The sequence below is a fragment of the Rhodanobacter caeni genome, assembly GCF_039523575.1.
Classification (GTDB): domain Bacteria; phylum Pseudomonadota; class Gammaproteobacteria; order Xanthomonadales; family Rhodanobacteraceae; genus Rhodanobacter; species Rhodanobacter caeni.
In genome coordinates, this window is record NZ_BAAAFO010000001.1 from 72,794 (window position 1) to 92,790 (window position 19,997).

The window sequence follows — 19,997 nt, forward strand, 5'->3', positions numbered from 1 at the left end:
GCGTCTCGCCGTTTGCGATGACTGCCCGCTAAGCTTCAACGCTTCACTACACGGCAGGATTCCGCATGGCCAAGGCCAAGACCGCCTACGTCTGCACCGATTGCGGTGCCGAGCACAGCAAATGGCAGGGGCAGTGCGTGGAATGCGGCGTGTGGAACACGCTCAGCGCGGTGGTGCTGGCGCCATCGTCGCCAGCGTCGGTGTCGGCGGGTGCGCAGCGCTCGAACTACGCCGGCCACGCCGCCGGCTCCGCCCGGATCACGCCGTTGACCGAGGTGGCCTTGACCACCGAGGCGCGCACGCTGACCGGTATCGGTGAACTGGACCGGGTGCTGGGCGGCGGCCTGGTACAGGGTTCGGTGGTGCTGATCGGCGGCGACCCGGGCATTGGCAAGTCGACCCTGCTGCTGCAGATGCTGGGCACCCTGGGCACGCACCTGCCCAGCGTGTATGTCACCGGGGAGGAATCGCTGTCGCAGGTGGCGTCGCGCGCGCAGCGCCTGGATCTGCCGCTGGCGCCGCTGCAGGCGCTGGCCGAGACCTGCATCGAGCGGATCCTGGAGCAGGCGCTGACAACGCGGCCGCGGGTGCTGGTGATCGACTCGATCCAGACCATCTGGACCGAGCTGCTTACCGCCGCACCCGGTTCGGTATCGCAGGTGCGCGAGTCGGCGGCCAAGCTCACCCGCTTCGCCAAGGAAACCGGCACCAGCGTGTTCCTGGTCGGCCATGTCACCAAGGAGGGCGGCATTGCCGGCCCGCGCGTGCTGGAGCACATGGTCGATGCGGTGCTGTACTTCGAGGGCGAATCGGGCAGCCGCTTCCGCGTGCTGCGCGCGTTCAAGAACCGCTTCGGTGCGGTCAACGAGCTGGGCGTGTTCGCGATGTCGGACAAGGGCCTGCGCGAGGTGCCCAATCCGTCGGCGATTTTCCTGTCATCGCATGCGGGCCCGACGCCGGGCAGCGCGGTGATGGTGACGCGCGAAGGTACGCGCCCGCTGCTGGTGGAAGTGCAGGCGCTGGTCGACCAGTCTTCGCTGGGCAATCCGCGCCGCGTCACCCTGGGGCTGGAACAGAACCGGCTGGCGATGCTGCTGGCGGTGCTGCATCGCCATGGTGGCGTGGCGGCCTACGACCAGGACGTGTTCGTCAACGTGGTCGGCGGCATCCGCGTGCAGGAAACCGCGGCCGACCTGCCGGTACTGCTGGCGGTACTGTCATCGCTGCGCGACCGGCCGCTGCCGGAGCACATGATCACCTTTGGCGAAGTCGGCCTGTCGGGCGAGATCCGCCCGGTGCCCAATGGCGAGGAGCGCCTGAAGGAAGCCGCGCATCACGGCTTCCGCCAGGCCATCGTGCCCAAAGCCAATGCGCCGAAGAAGGGCAAGGTGGGCGACATGCAGGTGATCGGCGTCGAACGCCTCAGCGAAGCGATCGACGCCTGTCGCTGACGGCGGCGCAGGAGCGCACCCTGTGCGCGATGCTTTGCCGGGATTCGGGATTCGGGATTCGGGATTCGGGATTCGCAAAAGCAAAGCAAAAGCATCGCGCACAGGGTGCGCTCCTGCAGCCGCTTTGCCTGCGCGCGATCGTTTCGCGAATCCCGAATCCGTACGGCGCTACCTCAATACACGCCCTGGTCGATCATCGCGTCGGCCACCTTGCGGAAGCCGGCGATGTTGGCGCCCAGCACCAGGTTGTGCGGTTCGCCGAATTCCTCGGCGGCGGCGGTGCAGCTTTGATAGATGCCGGCCATGATTTCGTGCAGCTTGCCGTCGACCCGTTCCATCGTCCATTGCTGCATGCCGCTGTTCTGCGCCATTTCCAGCTGGCTGGTGGCCACGCCGCCGGCATTGGCCGCCTTGCCCGGGCCGTAGGCAATCTTGCTGGCCAGCAGGATGTCGATGGCGTCGGCAGTGGAACCCATGTTGGCGCCTTCGGCGATGCAGGTGACGCCGTTGGCCAGCAGCGCCTTGGCGTCCGCGGCAGTGACCTCGTTCTGCGTGGCCGACGGGAAGGCGGCGTCCGCCTTGATCCGCCATACCGCGTGGCCGTCTTCGGGATAATCGCCGCGCGGGATATAGGTGGCGTCGGCATGGTGCGCCGTGTATTCGCTGAGCGAGGCGCGCTTGACCTCCTTCAGCAGCTTCAGCGTCTCCAGGTTGATGCCGGCCGGGTGGTGGATCGTGCCCAGCGAATCGGAGCAGGTGATCGGCCGCGCGCCCAGCTGGTACAGTTTCTCGATCGTGTAGATCGCCACGTTGCCGGCGCCGGAAACCAGGCAGACCTTGCCCTCGAAATCCTCGCCGCGCGCCTGCAGCATGTGCTGCGCGAAATACACCGTGCCGTAGCCGGTGGCTTCCTTGCGGCCCAGCGAGCCGCCCCAGTTCAGTCCCTTGCCGGTCAGCACACCTTCGTAATGGCCGGTGAGGCGCTTGTACTGGCCATACAGGTAGCCGATCTCGCGCGTGCCCACGCCGATGTCGCCGGCCGGTACGTCGGTGGTGGGACCGATGTGGCGGTACAACTCGTTCATGAAGGACTGGCAGAAGCGCATGACTTCCGCGTCGGACTTGCCCTTCGGGTCGAAATCCGAGCCACCCTTGGCGCCGCCGATCGACAGCCCGGTCAGCGCGTTCTTGAAGATCTGCTCGAAACCCAGGAACTTGATGATGCTGGCGTTGACCGACGGGTGGAAGCGCAGGCCGCCCTTGTACGGGCCCAGGGCGGAGCTGAACTGCACGCGGTAGCCCTTGTTGACCTGCACCTTGCCGGCGTCGTCTGTCCAGCACACGCGGAAGAAGATCTGCCGTTCCGGCTCCACGATGCGCTCGATGATGTTGTGCTGGCGGTAGCGCGGTTCGGTATCCAGCAGCGGCTGCAGGCATTCCAGAATCTCGCCGGCAGCCTGGTAGAACTCGGTTTGTGCCGGACTGCTCTTGCGCAGGCGCGTCAGCGTCTCGTGGATGAAGGACATCAAGGGTTCCCCTGAAAAAGATGGCAGAAGGCAGGCATCGCCACGCAGTGTATTAACGCGTTAGCGCGATAGCCCGAAATATAGTGCGATGCACAAAGGATGCGCAACCGCCACGCACGGCCGGACGCGCGCGAACCCGCGCGCGCGGCGGTCGGCTGCCGTCCTCCCGCCTGCGGTCAGGCGCTGAACACCACCGTCTTGCTGCCGTTGAGCAGGATGCGGTCGTCGAGGTAGTGGCGCAGGGTGCGCGCCAGCACGCGCCGCTCGATGTCGCGGCCGATGCGGATCATGTCCTCGGGCGTGTCGTGATGGGTGACGCGCTCGATGTCCTGCTCGATGATCGGCCCTTCGTCCAGCTCGGCGGTGACGAAGTGCGTGGTGGCGCCGATCAGCTTCACCCCGCGCCGGTGCGCCTGGTGGTACGGACGCGCGCCCTTGAAGCCGGGCAGGAAGGAGTGGTGGATGTTGATGCAGCGCCCGGCCAGCTTTGCCGACAGCTCGTCCGACAGCACCTGCATGTAGCGCGCAAGCACCACCAGATCGCATTGGCTCTGCTCGATCACCTGCCACAGCAACGCCTCCTGCGCGGCCTTGTGGTTGCGGTCGGCGGGCAGGTAGTGGAACGGGATGGCGTCGAGATCGAGGTGGCGATAGGTCTCGCGCGGATGGTTGGCCACGATGCCGGCGATATCCATCGACAACTCGCCAGTGCGCCAGCGGTACAGCACGTCGGCCAGGCAGTGGTCGAATTTCGACACCAGCAGCAGCACGCGTCGACGCTCGCTGCGGTCGCGCAGTTGCCATTGCATGTCGAAACGTTCCGCCACCGGTGCGAAATCGGCCTGCAGGCCGGCCAGCGTGGCATCGGCAGCCAGCGACTCGAACACGATGCGCATGAAAAAGCGGCCCGTGTCGGTGTCGTCGAACTGCTGTGCCTCCAGGATGTTGTTGTCCCGTGCCGCGAGATGGCCCGATACCGCGGCCACGATGCCCGGGCGATCCGGGCACGACAAGGTAATCACGAACTGCGCAGCCGACATGTCAGACGTTCCGGTGCAGGATCAGCTCCAGTACCGCCTTGCTGCCGAAAAACGCCAGCGCCAGCACGGTCATGCCGATCAGGGTGAGATTGACCGCGCGGGTGCCGCGCCAGCCCTGGCGCCAGCGCCCCAGCAGCAGGGTGCCGAACACCAGCCAGGCGAACACCGACAGCACCGTGGTGTGGACCAGGTGCTGCGCGCGGATGTTTTCGATGAACAGCGCGCCGCTCAGCAGGGCCGCCGTCAGCAGGGCGAAGCCGCCCGCGATCAGGCGGAACATCAGGGCCTCGGTCTGCGTCAGCGGCGGCAGGGCCCGCAGCCAGCTGCCGAAGTGCCTGGCGCGCAGGGTGCGCTCCTGTACCGCCAGCAGGATCGCCAGCACGGCCGCGATGGACAGCACGCTGAAGGCGAGCAGGGCCAGCGTCACGTGCAGCTTGATCGGCCAGTCCATCTTCAGCGGCGCCGTGGGCGCGGCCACGAAACCGTCAAGGATCAGGAACAGGGCGGCCAGCGGAAACACCACCACGCCCAACGCCGCCACCGGGCGCGACAGGTTCACCAGCAAGGTCAGCGCCGCCACCACGCAGGCCACCAGCGACAGCGCCGCGAAAAAATGCAGGTCCAGCGCGCCGCGGTGCATGCCCAGCAACATGCCTGCGTGCAGCAACACGGCCGCGCCCGCCAGGCACACGGCGAGCCGGTTGAGCGGCTGTCCGCCACTCAGCAAGGGGCGCGCCAGCCCGCCCGCTGCGGCGAGGTAGAGCACGACGGCAAGCAGCACGAGCGCATGGACGGACATGGCCGCAAAGTGTCGCACACGCCTTCGGCTACTGCAGCAGCGGCACGCGCCGTTGTTGCGCCTCCCACGGCGTCGCCGCGTCCGGGCCGGCAAACGGGTCTGGTATATTTGCGGGCTAGCCCCCGCTCGTGCCTTCACCATGTTCGAATCGCTCAGCCAACGCCTTTCCACCACCGTCAACCGTCTGCGCGGCCGCGGCCGGCTGACCGAGGAAAACATCCGCGAATCGCTGCGCGAGGTGCGTATCGCCCTGCTGGAAGCGGACGTGGCGCTGCCGGTGGTGCAGGCCCTGATCCAGCGGATCAAGGTGCGCGCGGTGGGCCAGGACGTGATGAAGAGCCTGTCGCCCGGCCAGGCGCTGATCAAGGTGGTCAGCGACGAACTGACCACGGTGATGGGCAGCGCCAACACGGATCTCAACCTGGCGCAGCAGCCGCCCGCCGTGGTGTTGCTGGCCGGCCTGCAGGGCGCGGGCAAGACCACCACGGTGGCCAAGCTGGCGCGGCTGCTGACCGAGCGCAAGAAGAAAAAGGTGATGGTGGTCAGCTGCGACGTCTACCGTCCGGCGGCCATCGAGCAGCTGCGCACCCTGGCAGGCCAGGTCGGCGTGGGCTTCTTCCCCTCCGACGCGGGCCAGGACCCGGTCGCCATTGCCCGGGCGGCCATCGCCGCGGCACGGCGCGAAGTGGTCGATGTACTGATCGTCGACACCGCCGGCCGCCTGCACGTGGACGAGGCGATGATGGCCGAGATCAAGGCGTTGCACGCCGCGATCACCCCGGTCGAAACCCTGTTCGTGGTCGACGCCATGACCGGCCAGGACGCGGCCAACACCGCCAAGGCGTTCAGCAACGCGCTGCCGCTGACCGGCGTCGTCCTCACCAAGACCGATGGCGACGCCCGTGGCGGCGCGGCCTTGTCGGTGCGTTACGTCACCGGCCGGCCGATCAAGTTCCTGGGTGCGGGCGAAAAGACCGACGCGCTGGAGCCGTTCCATCCCGACCGCGTCGCCCAGCGCATCCTGGGCATGGGCGACGTGCTGTCGCTGGTGGAGGAGGTCGAGCGCAAGGTCGATCAGGAAAAGGCGCAGAAGCTGGCCCAGAAGGTGATGAAGGGCAAGCGCTTCGACCTCAACGACATGAAGGACCAGCTCGAGCAGATGGGCAACATGGGCGGCCTGGCCGGCCTGGTGGACAAGTTGCCGGGCATGGGCAACCTGCCCGACAGCGTGAAATCCAAGGTCAACGACGGCGAGATGAACCGCATGATCGCCATCATCAGCTCGATGACCAAGAAGGAGCGCCGCCACCCCGACCTGCTGAACGGCTCGCGCCGTGCCCGCGTGGCGCGCGGCTCCGGCACCCAGCCGGCCGACGTCAACCGCCTGCTGAAGCAGTACATGCAGATGGAAAAGATGATGTCCAAGCTGTCCAGGGGCGGCAGCAAGGGCCTGATGCGCCAGATGCGCGGCGCGATGAAGGGCATGGGCGGCATGGGCGGCCTGCCGCCGATGCGCTGATGGGGCCGGGGAGGGGTTTTTCCCTTTCCCTATTCCCTTTTGCCCGTTACCCCCTTAAAATGCCCCGTTTCCCGCGCACGGTTCTCGTGCGGCTGCCGCTGTTACGGCACTTCTGGAGTTTTACCATGGTCAAGATTCGTCTTTCGCGCGGTGGCGCCAAGGGCCGTCCGTTCTACCACGTCGTGGTGACCGATCAGCGCAACAAGCGCGACGGTCGCAACATCGAGAGCGTGGGCTTCTACAACCCGGTCGCCTCGGGCAAGGACAAGCGCCTCGAGCTGAACGTCGATCGCGTCAACGAGTGGGTGGGCAAGGGTGCCCAGCTGTCCGACAAGGTCGCCGCGCTGGTCAAGGAAGCGGGCAAGCTGCAGCAGGCTGCCTGAGCGTGACGGCAGCCGGTCGGCGCGTCCTGATCGGGCGCATCGTCGGGCTGTACGGCGTGCAGGGCTGGCTCAAGATCGAATCCTGGGCCGAGCCGCGCATGCGGATCTTCGATTACCAGCCGTGGCTGCTCAGTGCAGCGCCCGGGGTGGAAACGCAGGTCAGCGGTGTCAAGGGTCGCGAACAGGGCAAGGGCATGGTGGCCCAACTGCCCGGCGTGAACGACCGGGAGCAGGCAGCGGCGTTGATCGGCAGCGACATCCATGTCAGCCGCGATCAGTTGCCGCCGCCAGCCGAAGGTGAGTATTACTGGGTCGACCTCGAAGGACTCGAGGTGGTCACCACGGAGGACGTGTCGCTGGGGCGGGTCAGTCACCTGTTCGCCACCGGTGCCAACGACGTGGTGGTGGTGAGGGATGGGGCGCGCGAGCGGCTGATTCCCTTCGTCCAGGGTTCGTATGTGCGATCGGTGGACTTGTCCGCGGGACGCATGGTGGTGGACTGGGATCCCGAATTCTGACGTCGCCGGATCGAAAGGTCGCCGGATCGAAAGCCGGGGATCGGGCGGCAGAGGGCAAGGATTCATGCGTATCGACGTCGTCAGCCTGTTTCCCGACTTCGTGCGCCAGTGTGCCGCGGTCGGTGTGGTGGGACGCGCGCAGCAGCGGCAGTTGCTGCAGGTGGAAACCTGGAACCCGCGCGACTATACGCACGACCGTCACCGCACCGTGGACGCCAGCTCGTACGGCGGCGGCCCCGGCATGGTGATGATGATCGAACCGTTGCGCGCCACCCTGGCGGCCGTGCGCAACGCCGCGCCGGAACCGGCGCATGTGATTTACCTCAGCCCGCAGGGATCGCGGCTGACGCAGGGCAGGGTGGAGGCGCTGGCGAGCATGCCGCGAATCGCCTTGCTCTGCGGGCGTTACGAAGGTGTGGACGAGCGCTTGCTGGCGCACGAGGTCGACGAGGAGCTTTCCATCGGCGACTATGTACTGTCCGGTGGCGAGCTGGCGGCGGCGGTGGTCATCGACGCGGTGGGTCGCCTGCAGGAAGGCGCATTGAACGACGCGCTGTCGGCCGAGCAGGATTCATTCGCCAATGGCCTGCTCGACTGTCCGCACTATGCGAAACCGGTGCAGGACGCGCTGGGTACCGTGCCGGAGGTGCTGCTTTCCGGCGACCATGCGGCGATTGCCCGCTGGCGCCTGAAGCAGTCGCTGGGACGAACCTGGTTGCGCCGTCCCGACTTGTTGTCACGCTGCGTACTGGACGAGACCTCCCGTGCGCTGCTGGATGAATTCCGCCGCGAACACGCTGCCCAGGTGCTGTCGCGGCAAAACGAAGCGGTCGATGATTGACCGCAGGCATTGAAAATACACAGGTGTTGCCATGAACAAGATCATTGAACAGTTCGAAGCCGAGCAGATTACCCGTCCCTTGCCGGAATTCGGCGCTGGCGACACCGTGGTGGTCAACGTCAAGGTGAAGGAAGGCAATCGCGAGCGCGTGCAGGCGTTCGAGGGCATCGTCATCGCCAAGCGCAGCCGCGGGCTGCATTCGGCCTTCACCGTGCGCAAGATCTCGCACGGCACCGGCGTGGAGCGCGTGTTCCAGGCGCACAGCCCGTCGATCGAGTCGGTCACGGTGAAGCGCAAGGGCAAGGTGCGTGGCGCCAAGCTGTATTACCTGCGCGGTCTGGAAGGCAAGGCTGCACGCATCAAGGAAGACGTGGCCGCCGCCGCCGCGATCAAGGCCGCCCACAAGGCGGCTGCCGCCGCTGCCGCCGAGTAATCGGCGCCCGCAGCTTCCGGCTGGCGACAAAAAGGCCCGCGCTCCTGCGCGGGCTTTTTCGTGTGCGGGATCGGCGAACGTCGCTGGCTTGCGCGCGGATCGACCAGGCGCGTCCAGCGGCGGATACGGCGTGGACGCCCGCCTTACAACCGCTGCGGCGGCTGCAGGAAGTTGCCCTGCACGAAGTCAACGCCGCAGGCGAACAGCAGCGAGGTGCTGGTGGCGTCCTCGACCCACTCGGCAATCGTCTGGCGCTTCAGCTCGCGCGCCTGCTGGCAGATCTCGGTGATCTTCTTCTGGTTTTCCGGGTGCCGTGGCAGCTCGGCCATGTAGCTGCGGTCGATCTTCACGTAGTCGGCGTCGACGTGGTTGAGCAGCTGGAACGAGTTCAGGCCCGAGCCGAACTGTTCCAGCGCGAATTTCCCGCCCAGCTTCTTCCAGCCGTTGACGAACTCCTGGGTGGGGCGCAACAGGGTCATGACCTTGCTCTCGGTCATTTCCAGCACGATGCGGCCGTACTTCAGGTTGGCAGCGGCCAGTTGCTCGCCCAGCCAGGGAAGCAGGTGCTCGTCCTGCAGCGAGGCGGCGGTGAGCTTGACGAAGAAGGTGGTGGGCTGGCCCTGGTTTTCGCGGGCGCGCAGGGTCTGGATCGTCTGCTTCAGCACCCAGCGGTCGATGTCGCCGTTGAGGCCATGCTTTTCGGCGATCGGCATGAAGAACCCGGGCAGCACCTCGCCCTGCGGGCCGTTCATGCGCAGCAGGATCTCCGAGAAATCGCCTTCGGCGTCCTGCAGGCTGATCGCCTGCTGGTGGTAGAGCATCAGGCCGTCGTTGGCCAGCGCATCCTTCAGCAGGCCCAGCCAGTACTGCTCGCGTTCCTCGTCGGCCTTCTCGCGTGCGGCCGGATCGTGCAGCTCGACCTTGCTGCCGCCCTGGCTCTGCGCGTTGCGCAGTGCCTGGCTGGCCTGGTTGAGCAACAGGTCGGTATTGGCGTTCTTCTCGCCCAGCAGGCTGCCGCCGATGCTGGTGTTGACCGTGACCGAGCGGCTGCCGGCGTCGAAGATTTCGTTGCTGACGCTGTGCTGCAGCTTGCTGATCCAATCCCGGATGGCGTCGTCCTGGCGCGAGTCCAGCACCACGCCGAAGGTGTGTTCGGCCAGCATGCCGGCCACGTCGGTGGTGCCCAGCAGGATGCGGATGCGGTCGGCAAAGCCGGCCAGCAGTTCGTCGGCCTTGCCCAGGCCGATGCCGGCCACGATCGACGACCAGTTGTCCGGTTCGATCAGCAGCAACGCCTGGCCCTTCTTGCCGTTGGCGGCGGCGGCCACCGCCGTGTCGATCCGCTCCAGCGTGTGCGCGCGGTTGAACAGGCCGGTAACCGGGTCGCGCTGCAGCTGGGCCAGCGCCGCCGGATCGACCAGCTGCCGCCGGAACACGATCTGCAGGCAGGGCTCGCCCTCGAACGTGGCGGGCGCGAATTCCACCGTGGCGTCGAAGTGGCTGGCGTCGGCGCGACGCGCGCGCAGCGACAACTGGTTGGGCAATTTCTCCTGCCCCTGCGGCCCGCGCAGCACCGCCTTGAACTCCTCGGCATGGCTCGAATCGATCATGTCCAGCACCGGCATGCCGAGCAGGTCGTCGAACTCGTCGTAGCCGAAGGTCTCCAGGTACGCCCGGTTGGCGCGCACGTGCATGCCTTCGTGCACGTAGGCGATGGCGTCGGTGGAGGAATCGAGCAATGCGTCGCAGCGGCGTTCCGATTCGCGCAGCGAGGCTTCCAGCTTGCGCAGCTGCCGGCGTGCCTGCAGTGAATCGAACTCGCGCTGCAGCACCGCCGTCAGTTGCTTCGGATGCGTGCGCGCCGCGACGCCGCGGGCGCCGCCCACGAACAGGTCCGCCACCAGCTGGTTGTCCATCGTGTCGACCAGGCCCAGCAGCGCGTAGTCGCGACCGTAGGCATCCATCAGCTTCACGACCTCGCGCAGGTTCAGCGTGGTGATGGCCGGGTCGAACATCACGATGTCCGGCTCCAGCTCATGCAGCGCGGCCTGCACCTGCTCGGCATTGACGCCGCGGGCGGGGCGTACGGCGATACCCGAATTGCGCAGCAGGCTGATGATCTGCTCGGCCTCCTCCAGCGAGTTTTCGATGAAGAGGATCTTGATGACGAGGTCTTTTTTCATGGATGGCCGAGAAGAAGGTGGTCGTCACGAGTCGTGTCGCGGGCACCGGAGAATACCCCGTGGCCTGTGTTTGTAACGGATAACGCCAACGGCTGCCAGCGAAAAGCGTCGCGTCAACCTCCGATGGGCCGTTTGGACGTATCGCCGCCTATCTCGCGTACCAGCCGCGGTACCAGGTAGCCCGGCAGGCGCGCGCGGAGCGCTTCCAGCAATGCCATCGCCTCGGCGTCGCCCACCTCGAAATGGGCGGTGCCGTGCACGCGATCGAGCTGATGCAGGTAGTACGGCAGCACGCCGGCGGCAAACATCCGCTCGGAGAGGTCGGTCAGCGTGTCGACGTGGTTGTTGATTCCTCGCAGCAGCACGGACTGGTTGAGCAAGGTGGCGCCGGCACCACGCAATCGCGCGCAGGCGGCATCGACGCCGGCGTCGAACTCGTTGGCATGGTTGGCATGCAGCACCACCACCTTCTGCAACGGCAGCGAAGCCAGCCACTTGAGGAAGGCGTCGTCGATCCGCTCCGGCAGCACCACCGGCAAGCGCGTATGGATGCGCAGGCGCCTGACGTGCGGCATCTCGGCCAGCCCGCGGCTGAGGTCGGCCAGCTTGCTGGTGGCCAATGACAGCGGGTCGCCGCCGGAGAGGATCAGTTCGCTGATCGACGGATCGGCCTCGAGCTGCGCCAGGGCGTCGCGCCACTGGCCGGCGGCGGCAATCTCCTCGCCGTAGGGGAAATGGCGGCGAAAGCAGTAGCGGCAGTTCACCGCGCAGCTGCCGCTGGCGATCAGCAGCGCCCGGCCGTGGTACTTGTGCAGGAAGCCCTGGCCGGTGCGCGACGCCATGTCGCCCACCGCATCCATCGTGAAGCCGGCCACCCGATCGTGTTCGGCCGCCTGCGGCAACACCTGCAGCAGCAGCGGGTCGGTGGGGTCGTTGTGGCGCATCCGCGCCACGAAGCCGCGCGGCACACGCAGGGCGAAGCCGGCGTCGTCGGGCGGGATGAGATCGGTGCGCTCGCCCAGGCCCACCGCCCGCAACAGCTCCTTCGGGTCGGTGATGGCGTCCCGCCACAGCGCGCGCCAGTCGGGCGCGGCGGGCGATAGGCGGGACTGGGGGCTTGCGGTTATCATATCGGGCCTTTGATCGGGCGATGACGCCCGTGACATCCATCCATTTTAGCCGCCCCCAGGGCGAAAACGACTCCGGAGCAGACAGCGCATGGCGACCCTCGGCCTCAACGACGTCAAGACGGGCAAGAAGATCCTTCACAACGGTGATCCCTGGATCATCACCGAGGCGGACTTCATCAAGCCCGGCAAGGGGCAGGCGTTCACCCGCATTCGCATCCGCAATTTGAAGGACGGCCGCACCACCGAGCAGACGCTGAAATCCAGCGATTCGTTCGAGGAGGCGGACGTCACCGATACCGACATGCAGCTGTCCTTCATCGACGGCATCGGCAAGGACCGCGTGTGGAACTTCATGAACATGGAGACGTTCGAGATGGTGCCCGCCTCGCTGGCCGCCATGGGCGATGCCTGGAAGTGGCTGAAGGGCGAGGAAGAGTGCGTGGTCACCCTGTTCAACGGCAACATCGTGGCCGTGCAGGCGCCGAAGTTCGTGGAGCTGAAGATCGTCGAGACCGACCCGGGCGTGCGCGGCGACACCTCCGGCGGCGGCGGCAAGCCGGCCACGCTGGAAACCGGCGCCGTGGTGCGCGTGCCGCTGTTCGTCAACCAGGACGAAGTGATCAAGGTCGATACCCGCACCGGCGAGTACGACAGCCGCGTGAAGTGACGAACTGGCGCGCGAGCTTCGCTCGCGCCTTTGCCAGTTCGTCACCCCTGCGAAAGCAGGGGTCCAGTGGAGCACTCTGTGCGCAGCACGCAAAATCTCTCGCACACTGAAGCGCAAGTCACTGGATTCCAGCTTTCACTGGAACGACGGGGTATGGGGCGGCGCCGCAAGGTGAGCCGCCCTTCGCTTATCCGCCTACGGAGTTTTCCATGAGCGACATCCAAGCCCAATCCGTCGACCTGATGATCGAGGCGCGCTGGGTGGTGCCGGTGGAGCCGCACGCGGTGGTGCTGGAGGATCACGCGGTGGTGGTCGATGGCGGCCGGATCGTCGCCCTGCTGCCCATCGCCGACGCCCGCGGCGCGTATGTCCCGCGCGAGCGGGTCGCGCTGGCCGAGCACGCGCTGATCCCCGGCCTGGTCAACAGCCACACGCACAACCCGATGGCCCTGCTGCGCGGTCTGGCCGACGACCTGCCGCTGATGGTGTGGCTGCAAGAGCACATCTGGCCGGCCGAGGCGAAGGTGATCGGGCCGGAGTTCGTGCGTGACGGTGTCGAGCTGGCGGTGGCCGAGATGCTGCGCGGCGGCACCACCTGCGCCAACGAGAACTACTTCTTTCCCGACGTGATCGGCGCTACCTGTCGGCGGATGGGTTTCCGCGCCGTGGTCGGCCTGCCGGTGATCGAATTCCCCACCGCCTGGGCCACCACCCAGGATGACTACTTCGCCCGCGCCACCGCGGTGCACGACAGCTTTCTCGGCGACGACCTGATCAGCACCGCGTTCGCGCCGCACGCGCCGTACACCGTGTCGGACGAGAGTTTCGAGCGCATCCGCCTGCTGTCCGACCAGCTCGACATACCCGTCCATCTGCACCTGCACGAGACCGCGCACGAGGTGGAGGAGGCCAAGGCCAAGAGCGGCCTGCGCCCGTTCCAGCGGCTGCAGAAACTCGGCCTGGTCAACGATCGCCTGATCGCCGTGCACATGACCCAGGTGACCGACGGCGAGATCGCCGCCTGCGCGGCGGCCGGCGTGTCGGTGGTGCATTGCCCGGAATCCAACCTGAAGCTGGCGTCGGGTTTCTGCCCCGCGGAAAAGCTGCGTCAGGCCGGCGTCAACGTGGCGCTGGGCACCGACGGCTGCGCCTCCAACAACGACCTGGACATGTTCGGCGAAATGCGCACCGCCGCCCTGCTGGCCAAGGCCGTGGCCGGCAACGCGGCGGCGTTCGATGCCGCCTACGCGCTGCGGGCCGCCACGCTGCACGGTGCGCAGGCGATCGGGCTGGGCGCGTGCATCGGTTCGATCGAGATCGGCAAGCAGGCCGACCTTGCCGCGGTGCGGCTCAGCGACCTGGAGACCCAGCCGCTGTTCAACGTCGTCTCGCAACTGGTCTATGCCAGCGGCCGCCACCAGGTCAGCGACGTGTGGATTGGCGGCCAGCGGAAATTGGCCGCGCGCGAACTGGTCGACGTCGACACCGCCGCCATCCTGGGCAAGACCCGCGCCTGGCGCGAGCGCATCGCCGCCGCCTGATCACTGCATCCCAAGGAGCCTCCCATGAACCGTTACCTGGTCTACCTGCTGCGCCGCCCCGACGTCGATCCGGCGGTGGTGCCGCTGCACATCGCCTTCCTCGACGACCTGCGTGAGCAGGGCAGGATCGAGCTGTCCGGCGGCTTCAGCGACAAGTCCGGCGGCGCCTACCTGCTGCGTGCGGATGATCTCGCCGCGGCGCAGGCCATCGTGCAGCGCGACCCCGCGCATACCAGTGGCGGCTGGACCATCACCGTGCACGAATGGCAGGCGCGCTAAACTGCGCAGCTCCCCGAGAGGTTTCGTGATGTCGACCGCATCCCCCGAAAGCGCCGCCAGCGACCGTCAGGACGGCAACGTCAGCGCGGCCGAGATTGCCCGTTTCGATACGCTGGCCGCGCGCTGGTGGGACCCCGATGGCGAGTCGCGCCCGCTGCACGATCTCAACCCGGTGCGCTTTGCCTATATCGCCGGGCGCGTCGCGCTGGCGCAGGCGAAGGTGGCCGACGTGGGTTGTGGCGGCGGCCTGCTGAGCGAGGCGCTGGCTCGCGCCGGCGCCCGCGTCACCGGCATCGACCTGGGCGAGAAGGTGATCGAGATCGCGAAGCTGCATCTGCACGAATCGGCGTTGTCGGTGGATTACCGCGTGCAGTCGTCTGCCGAGCTGGCCGCGGCCGAGCCGGCAAGTTTCGACGCCGTGTGCTGCATGGAACTGGTCGAGCACGTACCCGATCCGGCGGCGTTGGTGGCCGACCTGGCCGCGATGCTGAAACCCGGCGGCCAGCTGTTCATGTCCACCCTCAATCGCACGCCGGCCGCGTTCGGCGCGGCCATCGTGGGTGCCGAGTACGTGATGCGCATGCTGCCGCGCGGCACCCATCACTACGCGCAGTTCCTGAAGCCGTCCGAGCTGGGACGGCTGCTGCGGCAGGCGGGCCTGGAGCTGGAGGACGTCAGCGGCCTGGGCTACAACCCGCTGGCGCGCAAGGCCTGGCTGAGCCGCTTCACCGCGATCAACTACGTGCTCGCCGCACGCAAGCCGCTATGACGCCGTTGCCGGAAAACATCCACGGCGTGCTGTTCGACCTGGACGGCACCCTGCTCGACAGCGCGGCCGACCTGTACGGCGCATTGGTCGAGCAATGCGCCGAGGAAGGCGAGGCGGCACCCGATTACGACGCCGTGCGGCAGGTGGTGTCGCGCGGTTCGGCCGCGATCCTGCAGCAGGGTTTTCCGCGCCGCGATGACGCCGCGCGCAAGGCGCTGCTGCCCCGTTACCTGGCGTTGTACCAGCGCATGCTGGCGCAGCAGACGCGGCCGTTCGACGGCGTGGACGCGCTGCTGCAGCAACTGGAACACGGCGGCATGCGCTGGGGCATCGTCACCAACAAGCCGGGCTTTCTTACCGACGAGCTGGTGCAGCGCATCGGTTGGACCGCGCGTGCCGCCGCCGTGGTTTCCGGCGACACCCTGCCGGTGAAAAAGCCCGATCCCGCGCCTGTGCTGCTGGCCTGCGAACGGGCCGGGCTGCAACCCGAACGCTGCGTCTTCGTGGGCGACGATCGCCGCGACGTGCTGGCGGGCGAAGCGGCCGGCCTGTACACGGTGGCGGTGAGCTGGGGCTACCTCGACGGCGGCGATCCGCGCAGCTGGGGCGCCGACGCGGTGGTGGACGAGCCCTCGCAGTTGGCCGCGCTGCTGATGCCCTCATCGGTCGCGGCATGACCGACGCGGACACCAGCAACGCGGCGTGGCAGGGCTTCATCGACAAGTGGCTGGCGGCGCAACCGCAGCAACGCGTGGCGCTGGTGTTCGTCGACGGCCATCGCCATCCCGGCCACGTCGCGCTGGCCGCGCTGGAGCAGGAGCTGCTCGACGCCGCCTACGGCATCCGCGAGCCGCAGGTGGCCGCCGCCAAGCTGGGCTGGTGGGCGGAGGAATTGTCCGGCGCGGTCAGCAGTGGCGGCCGCCATCCGCTGACCCAGGTGCTGTTCGACGACGCGCGCGCGCACGCGATCCCCATCGAACAATGGGTGGCGCCGGTACTGGCGGCGATGGCCCAGCTCGAACAGGGCACCGCGGCGGATTTCGCCGCCCAGCTGGACGCGGCCCTGCCTCTGCACGGTGCGCTGGCGGCGCTGGAAACCGCCTGGTGGTATGGCGCGGCGGCGCCGTGCGATCGCGCCGCAAGGCTGGCCACGCTCGATCATCTGCTGGACGCGCTGCTGCGCACCGAGGTCGATGCCGGCCGCGACCGCCTGCCGCTGTCGATGGCCAACCTGGCGCGCCACGGCTTGAGCCGGGCGCAACTGGGCCAGGCCAGCGCGGCGCGGCAGCGGGCGATCCAGGATCAGCTGCGCGCGTTGCTGCGGAGCTGGCGCGAAGCGGCCCGCCTGCCAGGGCCGCTCAGCGTGTTTCGCGCGCTGGCGTCCAGCCACGGCATGCGGATGGCGCAACGCGCGCTGCGTGCGTCCGACGCGCTGGCCAGCCTGGCCGCGGAGCGCTCGCGCGTGCGGCCGGTGACCGCATGGCGCGCCTGGGAGGCCGCCCGTGCGTGGCGCCGAAACGCGCCGTGAGCCACGCCGAAAACGCAGCGTTTCCGCCACGGCTATTGCGCCGGGGCGCCGATGCCTCAAACTTGAACGCCGCGACGCCAGGCCTTTCAAGGCCAGCCGCGAGGATTTTCAGGACACAACCATGACCAACCAGGAAAACACCGCCCGCCTGCTACCCGATGTGGCCGTGCACGCACAGCCGCATCTGGCCGGCGCGCTGGACTGGGTGGGCATGGCCGAGATCCAGGTGCCGGTGCGTTTCGATGCCGGCGAGGGCGACGTGCAGCGCGCCAGCGCGCGCGTGGGCGCCTTCGTCAATCTGAAGCGGCCGGACAAGCGCGGCATCCACATGTCGCGCTTGTACCTGCAGGTCGAGCAGGCGCTGAGCACGCAGACGCTCAGCGCCGAATCGTTGCAGGCGCTGCTGCGCGGCTTTCTCGATTCGCACGCCGACCTGTCCGACCGCGCCTGCCTCAGCATCCGGTTCGAACACCTGGTGCGCCGGCCCGCGCTGCGCAGCGCCAACAGCGGCTGGCGCGCGTATCCGGTGACCATCGAGGCCAGCCTCACCGGCAGCGCCTTCCTGCTCGAACTGGGCACCGAGGTGGTCTATTCGTCCACCTGTCCGGCGTCGGCGGCCTTGTCGCGGCAGCTGATCCAGGACCAGTTCGCCAGCGATTTCGCCGCCGACGCCACGCTCGATCGCGCCGCGGTGCTGGAATGGCTGGGCAGCGAAAAAGGCATCGTGGCCACGCCGCACGCGCAGCGCAGCGTCGCCTGCCTGCGGGTGCGTCCCGCGCCGGGCGCGCCGCTGCAGTTGATCAGCCTGATCGATCGCGTCGAGGCGGCACTCGGTACGCCGGTGCAGACCGCGGTGAAGCGCCAGGACGAGCAGGCCTTTGCGCTGGCCAACGGCGGCAACCTGATGTTCTGCGAAGACGCGGCGCGCCGCATCCAGAAGGCGCTCGATGCCGACGCCACGCTGGACGATTTCCACATCCGCGTGGAGCACCAGGAAAGCCTGCATCCGCATGATGCGGTGGCCTATGCCAGCAAGGGCATCGACGGTGGCTACGGCGGCGCCAAGTTCTAGACCTGTTGTGCCAGCGCCTCCCTGGCGCCGGCCGTATTTGTTCTGCGGTGGATGATGTGCCGTGGCGGGTACCTCATCAGCCGCTCCTCGATCGAATCGACACCATGCAGACCCGCGCCGAAAATCTTCCCCTGTCCGCCGCCCCGGAAGCGTCGCCCGAACGCACGCAGTTCGCCGTGCTGGGCGGCATCAGCGTGGCGCACATGCTCAACGACATGATCCAGTCGCTGATCCTGGCGATCTATCCGCTGCTGAAAAGCGACTTCCAGTTGAGTTTCGCCCAGGTCGGCCTGATCACGCTGACCTACCAACTCACTGCCTCGCTGCTGCAGCCGCTGGTGGGCATGGTGACCGACCGCAAGCCGATGCCGTATTCGCTGCCGATCGGCATGGGTTTCACCCTGGGTGGCTTGCTGCTGCTGTCGGTGGCGCCGACCTTCCCGATCCTGCTGCTGGCGGCCGCCATGGTCGGCACCGGCTCGTCGGTGTTCCATCCCGAATCCTCGCGCGTGGCGCGGATGGCCTCCGGCGGCCGGCACGGGCTGGCGCAGTCGCTGTTCCAGGTCGGCGGCAATACCGGTTCGTCGCTGGGCCCGCTGCTGGCCGCGTGGATCATCGTGCCGCACGGGCGCGGCAGCGTGGCGTGGTTCTCGCTGGCGGCATTGCTGGCGATCGTGGTGCTGCTGCAGGTGGGGCGCTGGTATGCGCGCCATCACCTGACCCGCGGGAAATCGCGTCCCCGCCACCTGGCGGTGGTGTCGCTGCCGCGCAACAAGGTGATCGCGGCGCTGGGCGTGCTGGGCCTGCTGATCTTCTCCAAGTTCTTCTACCTGGCCAGCCTCAGCAGCTATTACACCTTCTACCTGATGCACAAGTTCGGCGTGTCGGTGCAGAGCGCGCAGGTGCACCTGTTCGTGTTCCTGTTTGCGGTGGCGGTGGGCACCCTGGTGGGCGGGCCAGTGGGTGACCGCATCGGGCGGAAGTGGGTCATCTGGGTATCCATCCTGGGCGTGGCTCCGTTCACCCTGGCGCTGCCGCACGTGGGCCTGATTTGGACCGGCGTGCTGACCGTCATCATCGGCCTGATCCTGTCCTCGGCCTTCTCGGCCATCCTGGTCTACGCGCAGGAGCTGGTGCCCGGCCGCGTGGGCATGATCTCGGGCCTGTTCTTCGGCTTCGCCTTCGGCATGGGCGGCATCGGCGCCGCCGTGCTGGGCGCACTGGCCGACGTGCACGGCATCGAGTACGTCTACGGCCTGTGCGCCTTCCTGCCGCTGATGGGGTTGATCACGGTGTTCCTGCCCGACATCGAGAAACGCGCGCGCGCCTGAAGCTGTTGCAGGAGCGCAGCCTGTCCACGAGGGATTTGCGTTGGTCGTGCGCGATGCTCTTGCTGTTTGTAGGAGCGACTTCAGTCGCGACGCTTTTTGGTTTTGATGTTGGATTTAGAGCAAGAGCTTTCGATCGCCGTTGGCGCTCGAGTTACTTTCTCTTTGCATGGCCAAAGAGAAAGTAACCAAAGAGAAAGGCCACCCCGCTTGGCGCTTGCCGCCCATCCATGGGCGGCAAGTCCGTGAGCCGGGGCCGGGCTTTTCGAGCGGGCATCCTGCCCGCGCGAAAAGGCGTTGCCATCCCTGGCAACGCCCGCTGCGCGGCCTGTCGACCCCGACTCACCGCCGCACAGGGGACCCGGGTAAAGCAGCGGGCCCTCCTGGCCCGCACTCGGGATGGAGCTAGGGCAAAAACAACAGCGCGAGCTTCTTCGCCAAACCTCAGCCGTTCGCCCTGAGCGTAGGCCGAAGGCCGAAGTCGAAGGGCCTCCGCCAACCGCACCCTTCGACTTCGCCGCTGTGCGGCTACGCTCAGGGCGATCGGAGGCAAGAGGAAGCACCGAAAGCCGCACGTCACCACGCTCTCGTCGCGGCAACGCCGCGGCGTACCGAGTCCGCGCCACGATGGCGCGGCGCTCTTCCCGGGGCCCCTCTGCAGCGGCGGGCGGGCGAAGGATCTGCCCGCAGGGTGGCTTGCATGGATGCAAGCCAGTTTGGCGTCAGCACATGGCGAGGGCATGGATGCCCGAGTTGAGGTAACGCAGGAGCAGTTGCCCGATGTGCTGTCGACAAACCCCGTAGCCCGACCGCGGACCTTGCGGACAGTATGTCCGCAAGGCGCGGAAGCGGGGTGGCCTTCTCTTTTGGTTACTTTTCTCTTGGCCACGCAAGAGAAAAGTGACTCGAGCGCCAACGGCGATCGAAAGCTCTTGCTCTAAATCCAACATCAAAACCAAAAAGCATCGCGACTGAAGTCGCTCCCACCAA

General features: G+C 67.3%; 19 protein-coding genes. 14 read left to right on the top strand and 5 right to left on the bottom strand.

The window, feature by feature from the left end; genetic code table 11:
• The first annotated feature begins 65 nt into the window (after positions 1–65).
• On the top strand, positions 66–1,451 hold the full coding sequence (radA, locus tag ABD017_RS00325; RefSeq protein ID WP_343879066.1) for a DNA repair protein RadA: 1,386 nt from the start codon (positions 66–68) through the stop codon (positions 1,449–1,451).
• 173 nt (positions 1,452–1,624) lie between these two features.
• Here radA and gdhA read toward each other — a convergent pair whose 3' ends face one another.
• The 3 genes from gdhA to ABD017_RS00340 form a co-directional block, all read right to left on the bottom strand.
• Positions 1,625–2,977, bottom strand: coding sequence for an NADP-specific glutamate dehydrogenase (gene gdhA, locus ABD017_RS00330; protein WP_343879068.1), 1,353 nt, complete (start codon positions 2,975–2,977; stop codon positions 1,625–1,627).
• A 176-nt stretch (positions 2,978–3,153) separates the two neighbouring features.
• On the bottom strand, positions 3,154–4,017 hold the full coding sequence (gene purU / locus ABD017_RS00335) for a formyltetrahydrofolate deformylase (protein WP_343879070.1): 864 nt from the start codon (positions 4,015–4,017) through the stop codon (positions 3,154–3,156).
• 1 nt (position 4,018) lies between these two features.
• Positions 4,019–4,816: a cytochrome C assembly family protein gene (locus tag ABD017_RS00340; protein ID WP_343879072.1), complete on the bottom strand. Its 798-nt coding sequence runs from the start codon at positions 4,814–4,816 to the stop codon at positions 4,019–4,021.
• Between the two features lie 139 nt (positions 4,817–4,955).
• Between ABD017_RS00340 and ffh the strand changes: the two genes are divergently transcribed.
• From ffh to rplS, 5 genes are all read left to right on the top strand, one after another.
• Positions 4,956–6,335, top strand: a complete 1,380-nt coding sequence (gene ffh, locus ABD017_RS00345) for a signal recognition particle protein (protein WP_343879074.1) — start codon at positions 4,956–4,958, stop codon at positions 6,333–6,335.
• A 125-nt stretch (positions 6,336–6,460) separates the two neighbouring features.
• A complete protein-coding gene (rpsP, locus tag ABD017_RS00350; RefSeq protein ID WP_007080137.1) occupies positions 6,461–6,718 on the top strand; it encodes a 30S ribosomal protein S16 in 258 nt (85 codons plus the stop codon).
• 2 nt (positions 6,719–6,720) lie between these two features.
• Positions 6,721–7,236 (top strand): ribosome maturation factor RimM, encoded by a 516-nt coding sequence (rimM, locus tag ABD017_RS00355; RefSeq protein ID WP_343879076.1) that lies wholly within the window; start codon positions 6,721–6,723, stop codon positions 7,234–7,236.
• Between the two features lie 64 nt (positions 7,237–7,300).
• Positions 7,301–8,077: a tRNA (guanosine(37)-N1)-methyltransferase TrmD gene (gene trmD, locus ABD017_RS00360; RefSeq protein ID WP_343879078.1), complete on the top strand. Its 777-nt coding sequence runs from the start codon at positions 7,301–7,303 to the stop codon at positions 8,075–8,077.
• A gap of 31 nt (positions 8,078–8,108) precedes the next feature.
• Positions 8,109–8,510 carry a 50S ribosomal protein L19 gene (gene rplS / locus ABD017_RS00365; RefSeq protein WP_343879080.1) on the top strand — a complete coding sequence of 134 codons (402 nt, stop codon included), beginning with the start codon at positions 8,109–8,111 and terminating at the stop codon, positions 8,508–8,510.
• Between the two features lie 143 nt (positions 8,511–8,653).
• Here the strand turns inward: rplS and ABD017_RS00370 are convergent, their stop codons facing one another.
• Positions 8,654–10,693: an EAL domain-containing response regulator gene (locus ABD017_RS00370; protein WP_343879082.1), complete on the bottom strand. Its 2,040-nt coding sequence runs from the start codon at positions 10,691–10,693 to the stop codon at positions 8,654–8,656.
• A 113-nt stretch (positions 10,694–10,806) separates the two neighbouring features.
• A complete protein-coding gene (gene epmB / locus ABD017_RS00375; RefSeq protein WP_343879084.1) occupies positions 10,807–11,823 on the bottom strand; it encodes an EF-P beta-lysylation protein EpmB in 1,017 nt (338 codons plus the stop codon).
• An 88-nt stretch (positions 11,824–11,911) separates the two neighbouring features.
• Here epmB and efp point away from each other — a divergent pair, with 88 nt between their 5' ends.
• The 8 genes from efp (at position 11,912) to ABD017_RS00415 (ending at position 19,010) form a co-directional block, all read left to right on the top strand.
• Complete coding sequence (gene efp / locus ABD017_RS00380) at positions 11,912–12,490, top strand: elongation factor P (protein ID WP_343879086.1); 579 nt, start codon at positions 11,912–11,914, stop codon at positions 12,488–12,490.
• A gap of 209 nt (positions 12,491–12,699) precedes the next feature.
• Positions 12,700–14,031: a TRZ/ATZ family hydrolase gene (locus ABD017_RS00385; RefSeq protein ID WP_343879088.1), complete on the top strand. Its 1,332-nt coding sequence runs from the start codon at positions 12,700–12,702 to the stop codon at positions 14,029–14,031.
• Between the two features lie 24 nt (positions 14,032–14,055).
• Positions 14,056–14,310, top strand: coding sequence for a YciI family protein (locus ABD017_RS00390; protein ID WP_343879090.1), 255 nt, complete (start codon positions 14,056–14,058; stop codon positions 14,308–14,310).
• A gap of 28 nt (positions 14,311–14,338) precedes the next feature.
• Positions 14,339–15,079, top strand: a complete 741-nt coding sequence (gene ubiG / locus ABD017_RS00395; RefSeq protein ID WP_343879092.1) for a bifunctional 2-polyprenyl-6-hydroxyphenol methylase/3-demethylubiquinol 3-O-methyltransferase UbiG — start codon at positions 14,339–14,341, stop codon at positions 15,077–15,079.
• Complete coding sequence (locus tag ABD017_RS00400; RefSeq protein ID WP_343879094.1) at positions 15,076–15,756, top strand: HAD family hydrolase; 681 nt, start codon at positions 15,076–15,078, stop codon at positions 15,754–15,756. Before ubiG ends, ABD017_RS00400 begins: the two co-directional genes overlap by 4 nt.
• The gene (locus tag ABD017_RS00405) at positions 15,753–16,607 is read left to right on the top strand and encodes an isoprenoid biosynthesis enzyme family protein (protein WP_343879096.1); all 855 of its coding nucleotides are present in this window, start codon (positions 15,753–15,755) and stop codon (positions 16,605–16,607) included. The genes ABD017_RS00400 and ABD017_RS00405 overlap by 4 nt, the downstream gene beginning before the upstream one ends.
• A gap of 121 nt (positions 16,608–16,728) precedes the next feature.
• Entirely contained in the window at positions 16,729–17,679 is a 951-nt protein-coding gene (gene folE2, locus ABD017_RS00410; protein WP_343879098.1) for a GTP cyclohydrolase FolE2, read from the top strand.
• Positions 17,680–17,783: 104 nt separating this feature from the next.
• Positions 17,784–19,010 (top strand): MFS transporter, encoded by a 1,227-nt coding sequence (locus tag ABD017_RS00415; RefSeq protein ID WP_343879100.1) that lies wholly within the window; start codon positions 17,784–17,786, stop codon positions 19,008–19,010.
• The last annotated feature ends 987 nt before the right edge of the window (positions 19,011–19,997 follow it).

Coding starts and splice junctions, on each gene's coding strand:
- radA (WP_343879066.1), top strand. CDS start 66: ATGGCCAAGGCCAAGACCGCCTACGTCTGCACCGATTGCGGTGCCGAG.
- gdhA (WP_343879068.1), bottom strand. CDS start 2,977: ATGTCCTTCATCCACGAGACGCTGACGCGCCTGCGCAAGAGCAGTCCG.
- purU (WP_343879070.1), bottom strand. CDS start 4,017: ATGTCGGCTGCGCAGTTCGTGATTACCTTGTCGTGCCCGGATCGCCCG.
- ABD017_RS00340 (WP_343879072.1), bottom strand. CDS start 4,816: ATGTCCGTCCATGCGCTCGTGCTGCTTGCCGTCGTGCTCTACCTCGCC.
- ffh (WP_343879074.1), top strand. CDS start 4,956: ATGTTCGAATCGCTCAGCCAACGCCTTTCCACCACCGTCAACCGTCTG.
- rpsP (WP_007080137.1), top strand. CDS start 6,461: ATGGTCAAGATTCGTCTTTCGCGCGGTGGCGCCAAGGGCCGTCCGTTC.
- trmD (WP_343879078.1), top strand. CDS start 7,301: ATGCGTATCGACGTCGTCAGCCTGTTTCCCGACTTCGTGCGCCAGTGT.
- rplS (WP_343879080.1), top strand. CDS start 8,109: ATGAACAAGATCATTGAACAGTTCGAAGCCGAGCAGATTACCCGTCCC.
- ABD017_RS00370 (WP_343879082.1), bottom strand. CDS start 10,693: ATGAAAAAAGACCTCGTCATCAAGATCCTCTTCATCGAAAACTCGCTG.
- epmB (WP_343879084.1), bottom strand. CDS start 11,823: ATGATAACCGCAAGCCCCCAGTCCCGCCTATCGCCCGCCGCGCCCGAC.
- efp (WP_343879086.1), top strand. CDS start 11,912: ATGGCGACCCTCGGCCTCAACGACGTCAAGACGGGCAAGAAGATCCTT.
- ABD017_RS00385 (WP_343879088.1), top strand. CDS start 12,700: ATGAGCGACATCCAAGCCCAATCCGTCGACCTGATGATCGAGGCGCGC.
- ABD017_RS00390 (WP_343879090.1), top strand. CDS start 14,056: ATGAACCGTTACCTGGTCTACCTGCTGCGCCGCCCCGACGTCGATCCG.
- ubiG (WP_343879092.1), top strand. CDS start 14,339: ATGTCGACCGCATCCCCCGAAAGCGCCGCCAGCGACCGTCAGGACGGC.
- ABD017_RS00400 (WP_343879094.1), top strand. CDS start 15,076: ATGACGCCGTTGCCGGAAAACATCCACGGCGTGCTGTTCGACCTGGAC.
- ABD017_RS00405 (WP_343879096.1), top strand. CDS start 15,753: ATGACCGACGCGGACACCAGCAACGCGGCGTGGCAGGGCTTCATCGAC.
- folE2 (WP_343879098.1), top strand. CDS start 16,729: ATGACCAACCAGGAAAACACCGCCCGCCTGCTACCCGATGTGGCCGTG.
- ABD017_RS00415 (WP_343879100.1), top strand. CDS start 17,784: ATGCAGACCCGCGCCGAAAATCTTCCCCTGTCCGCCGCCCCGGAAGCG.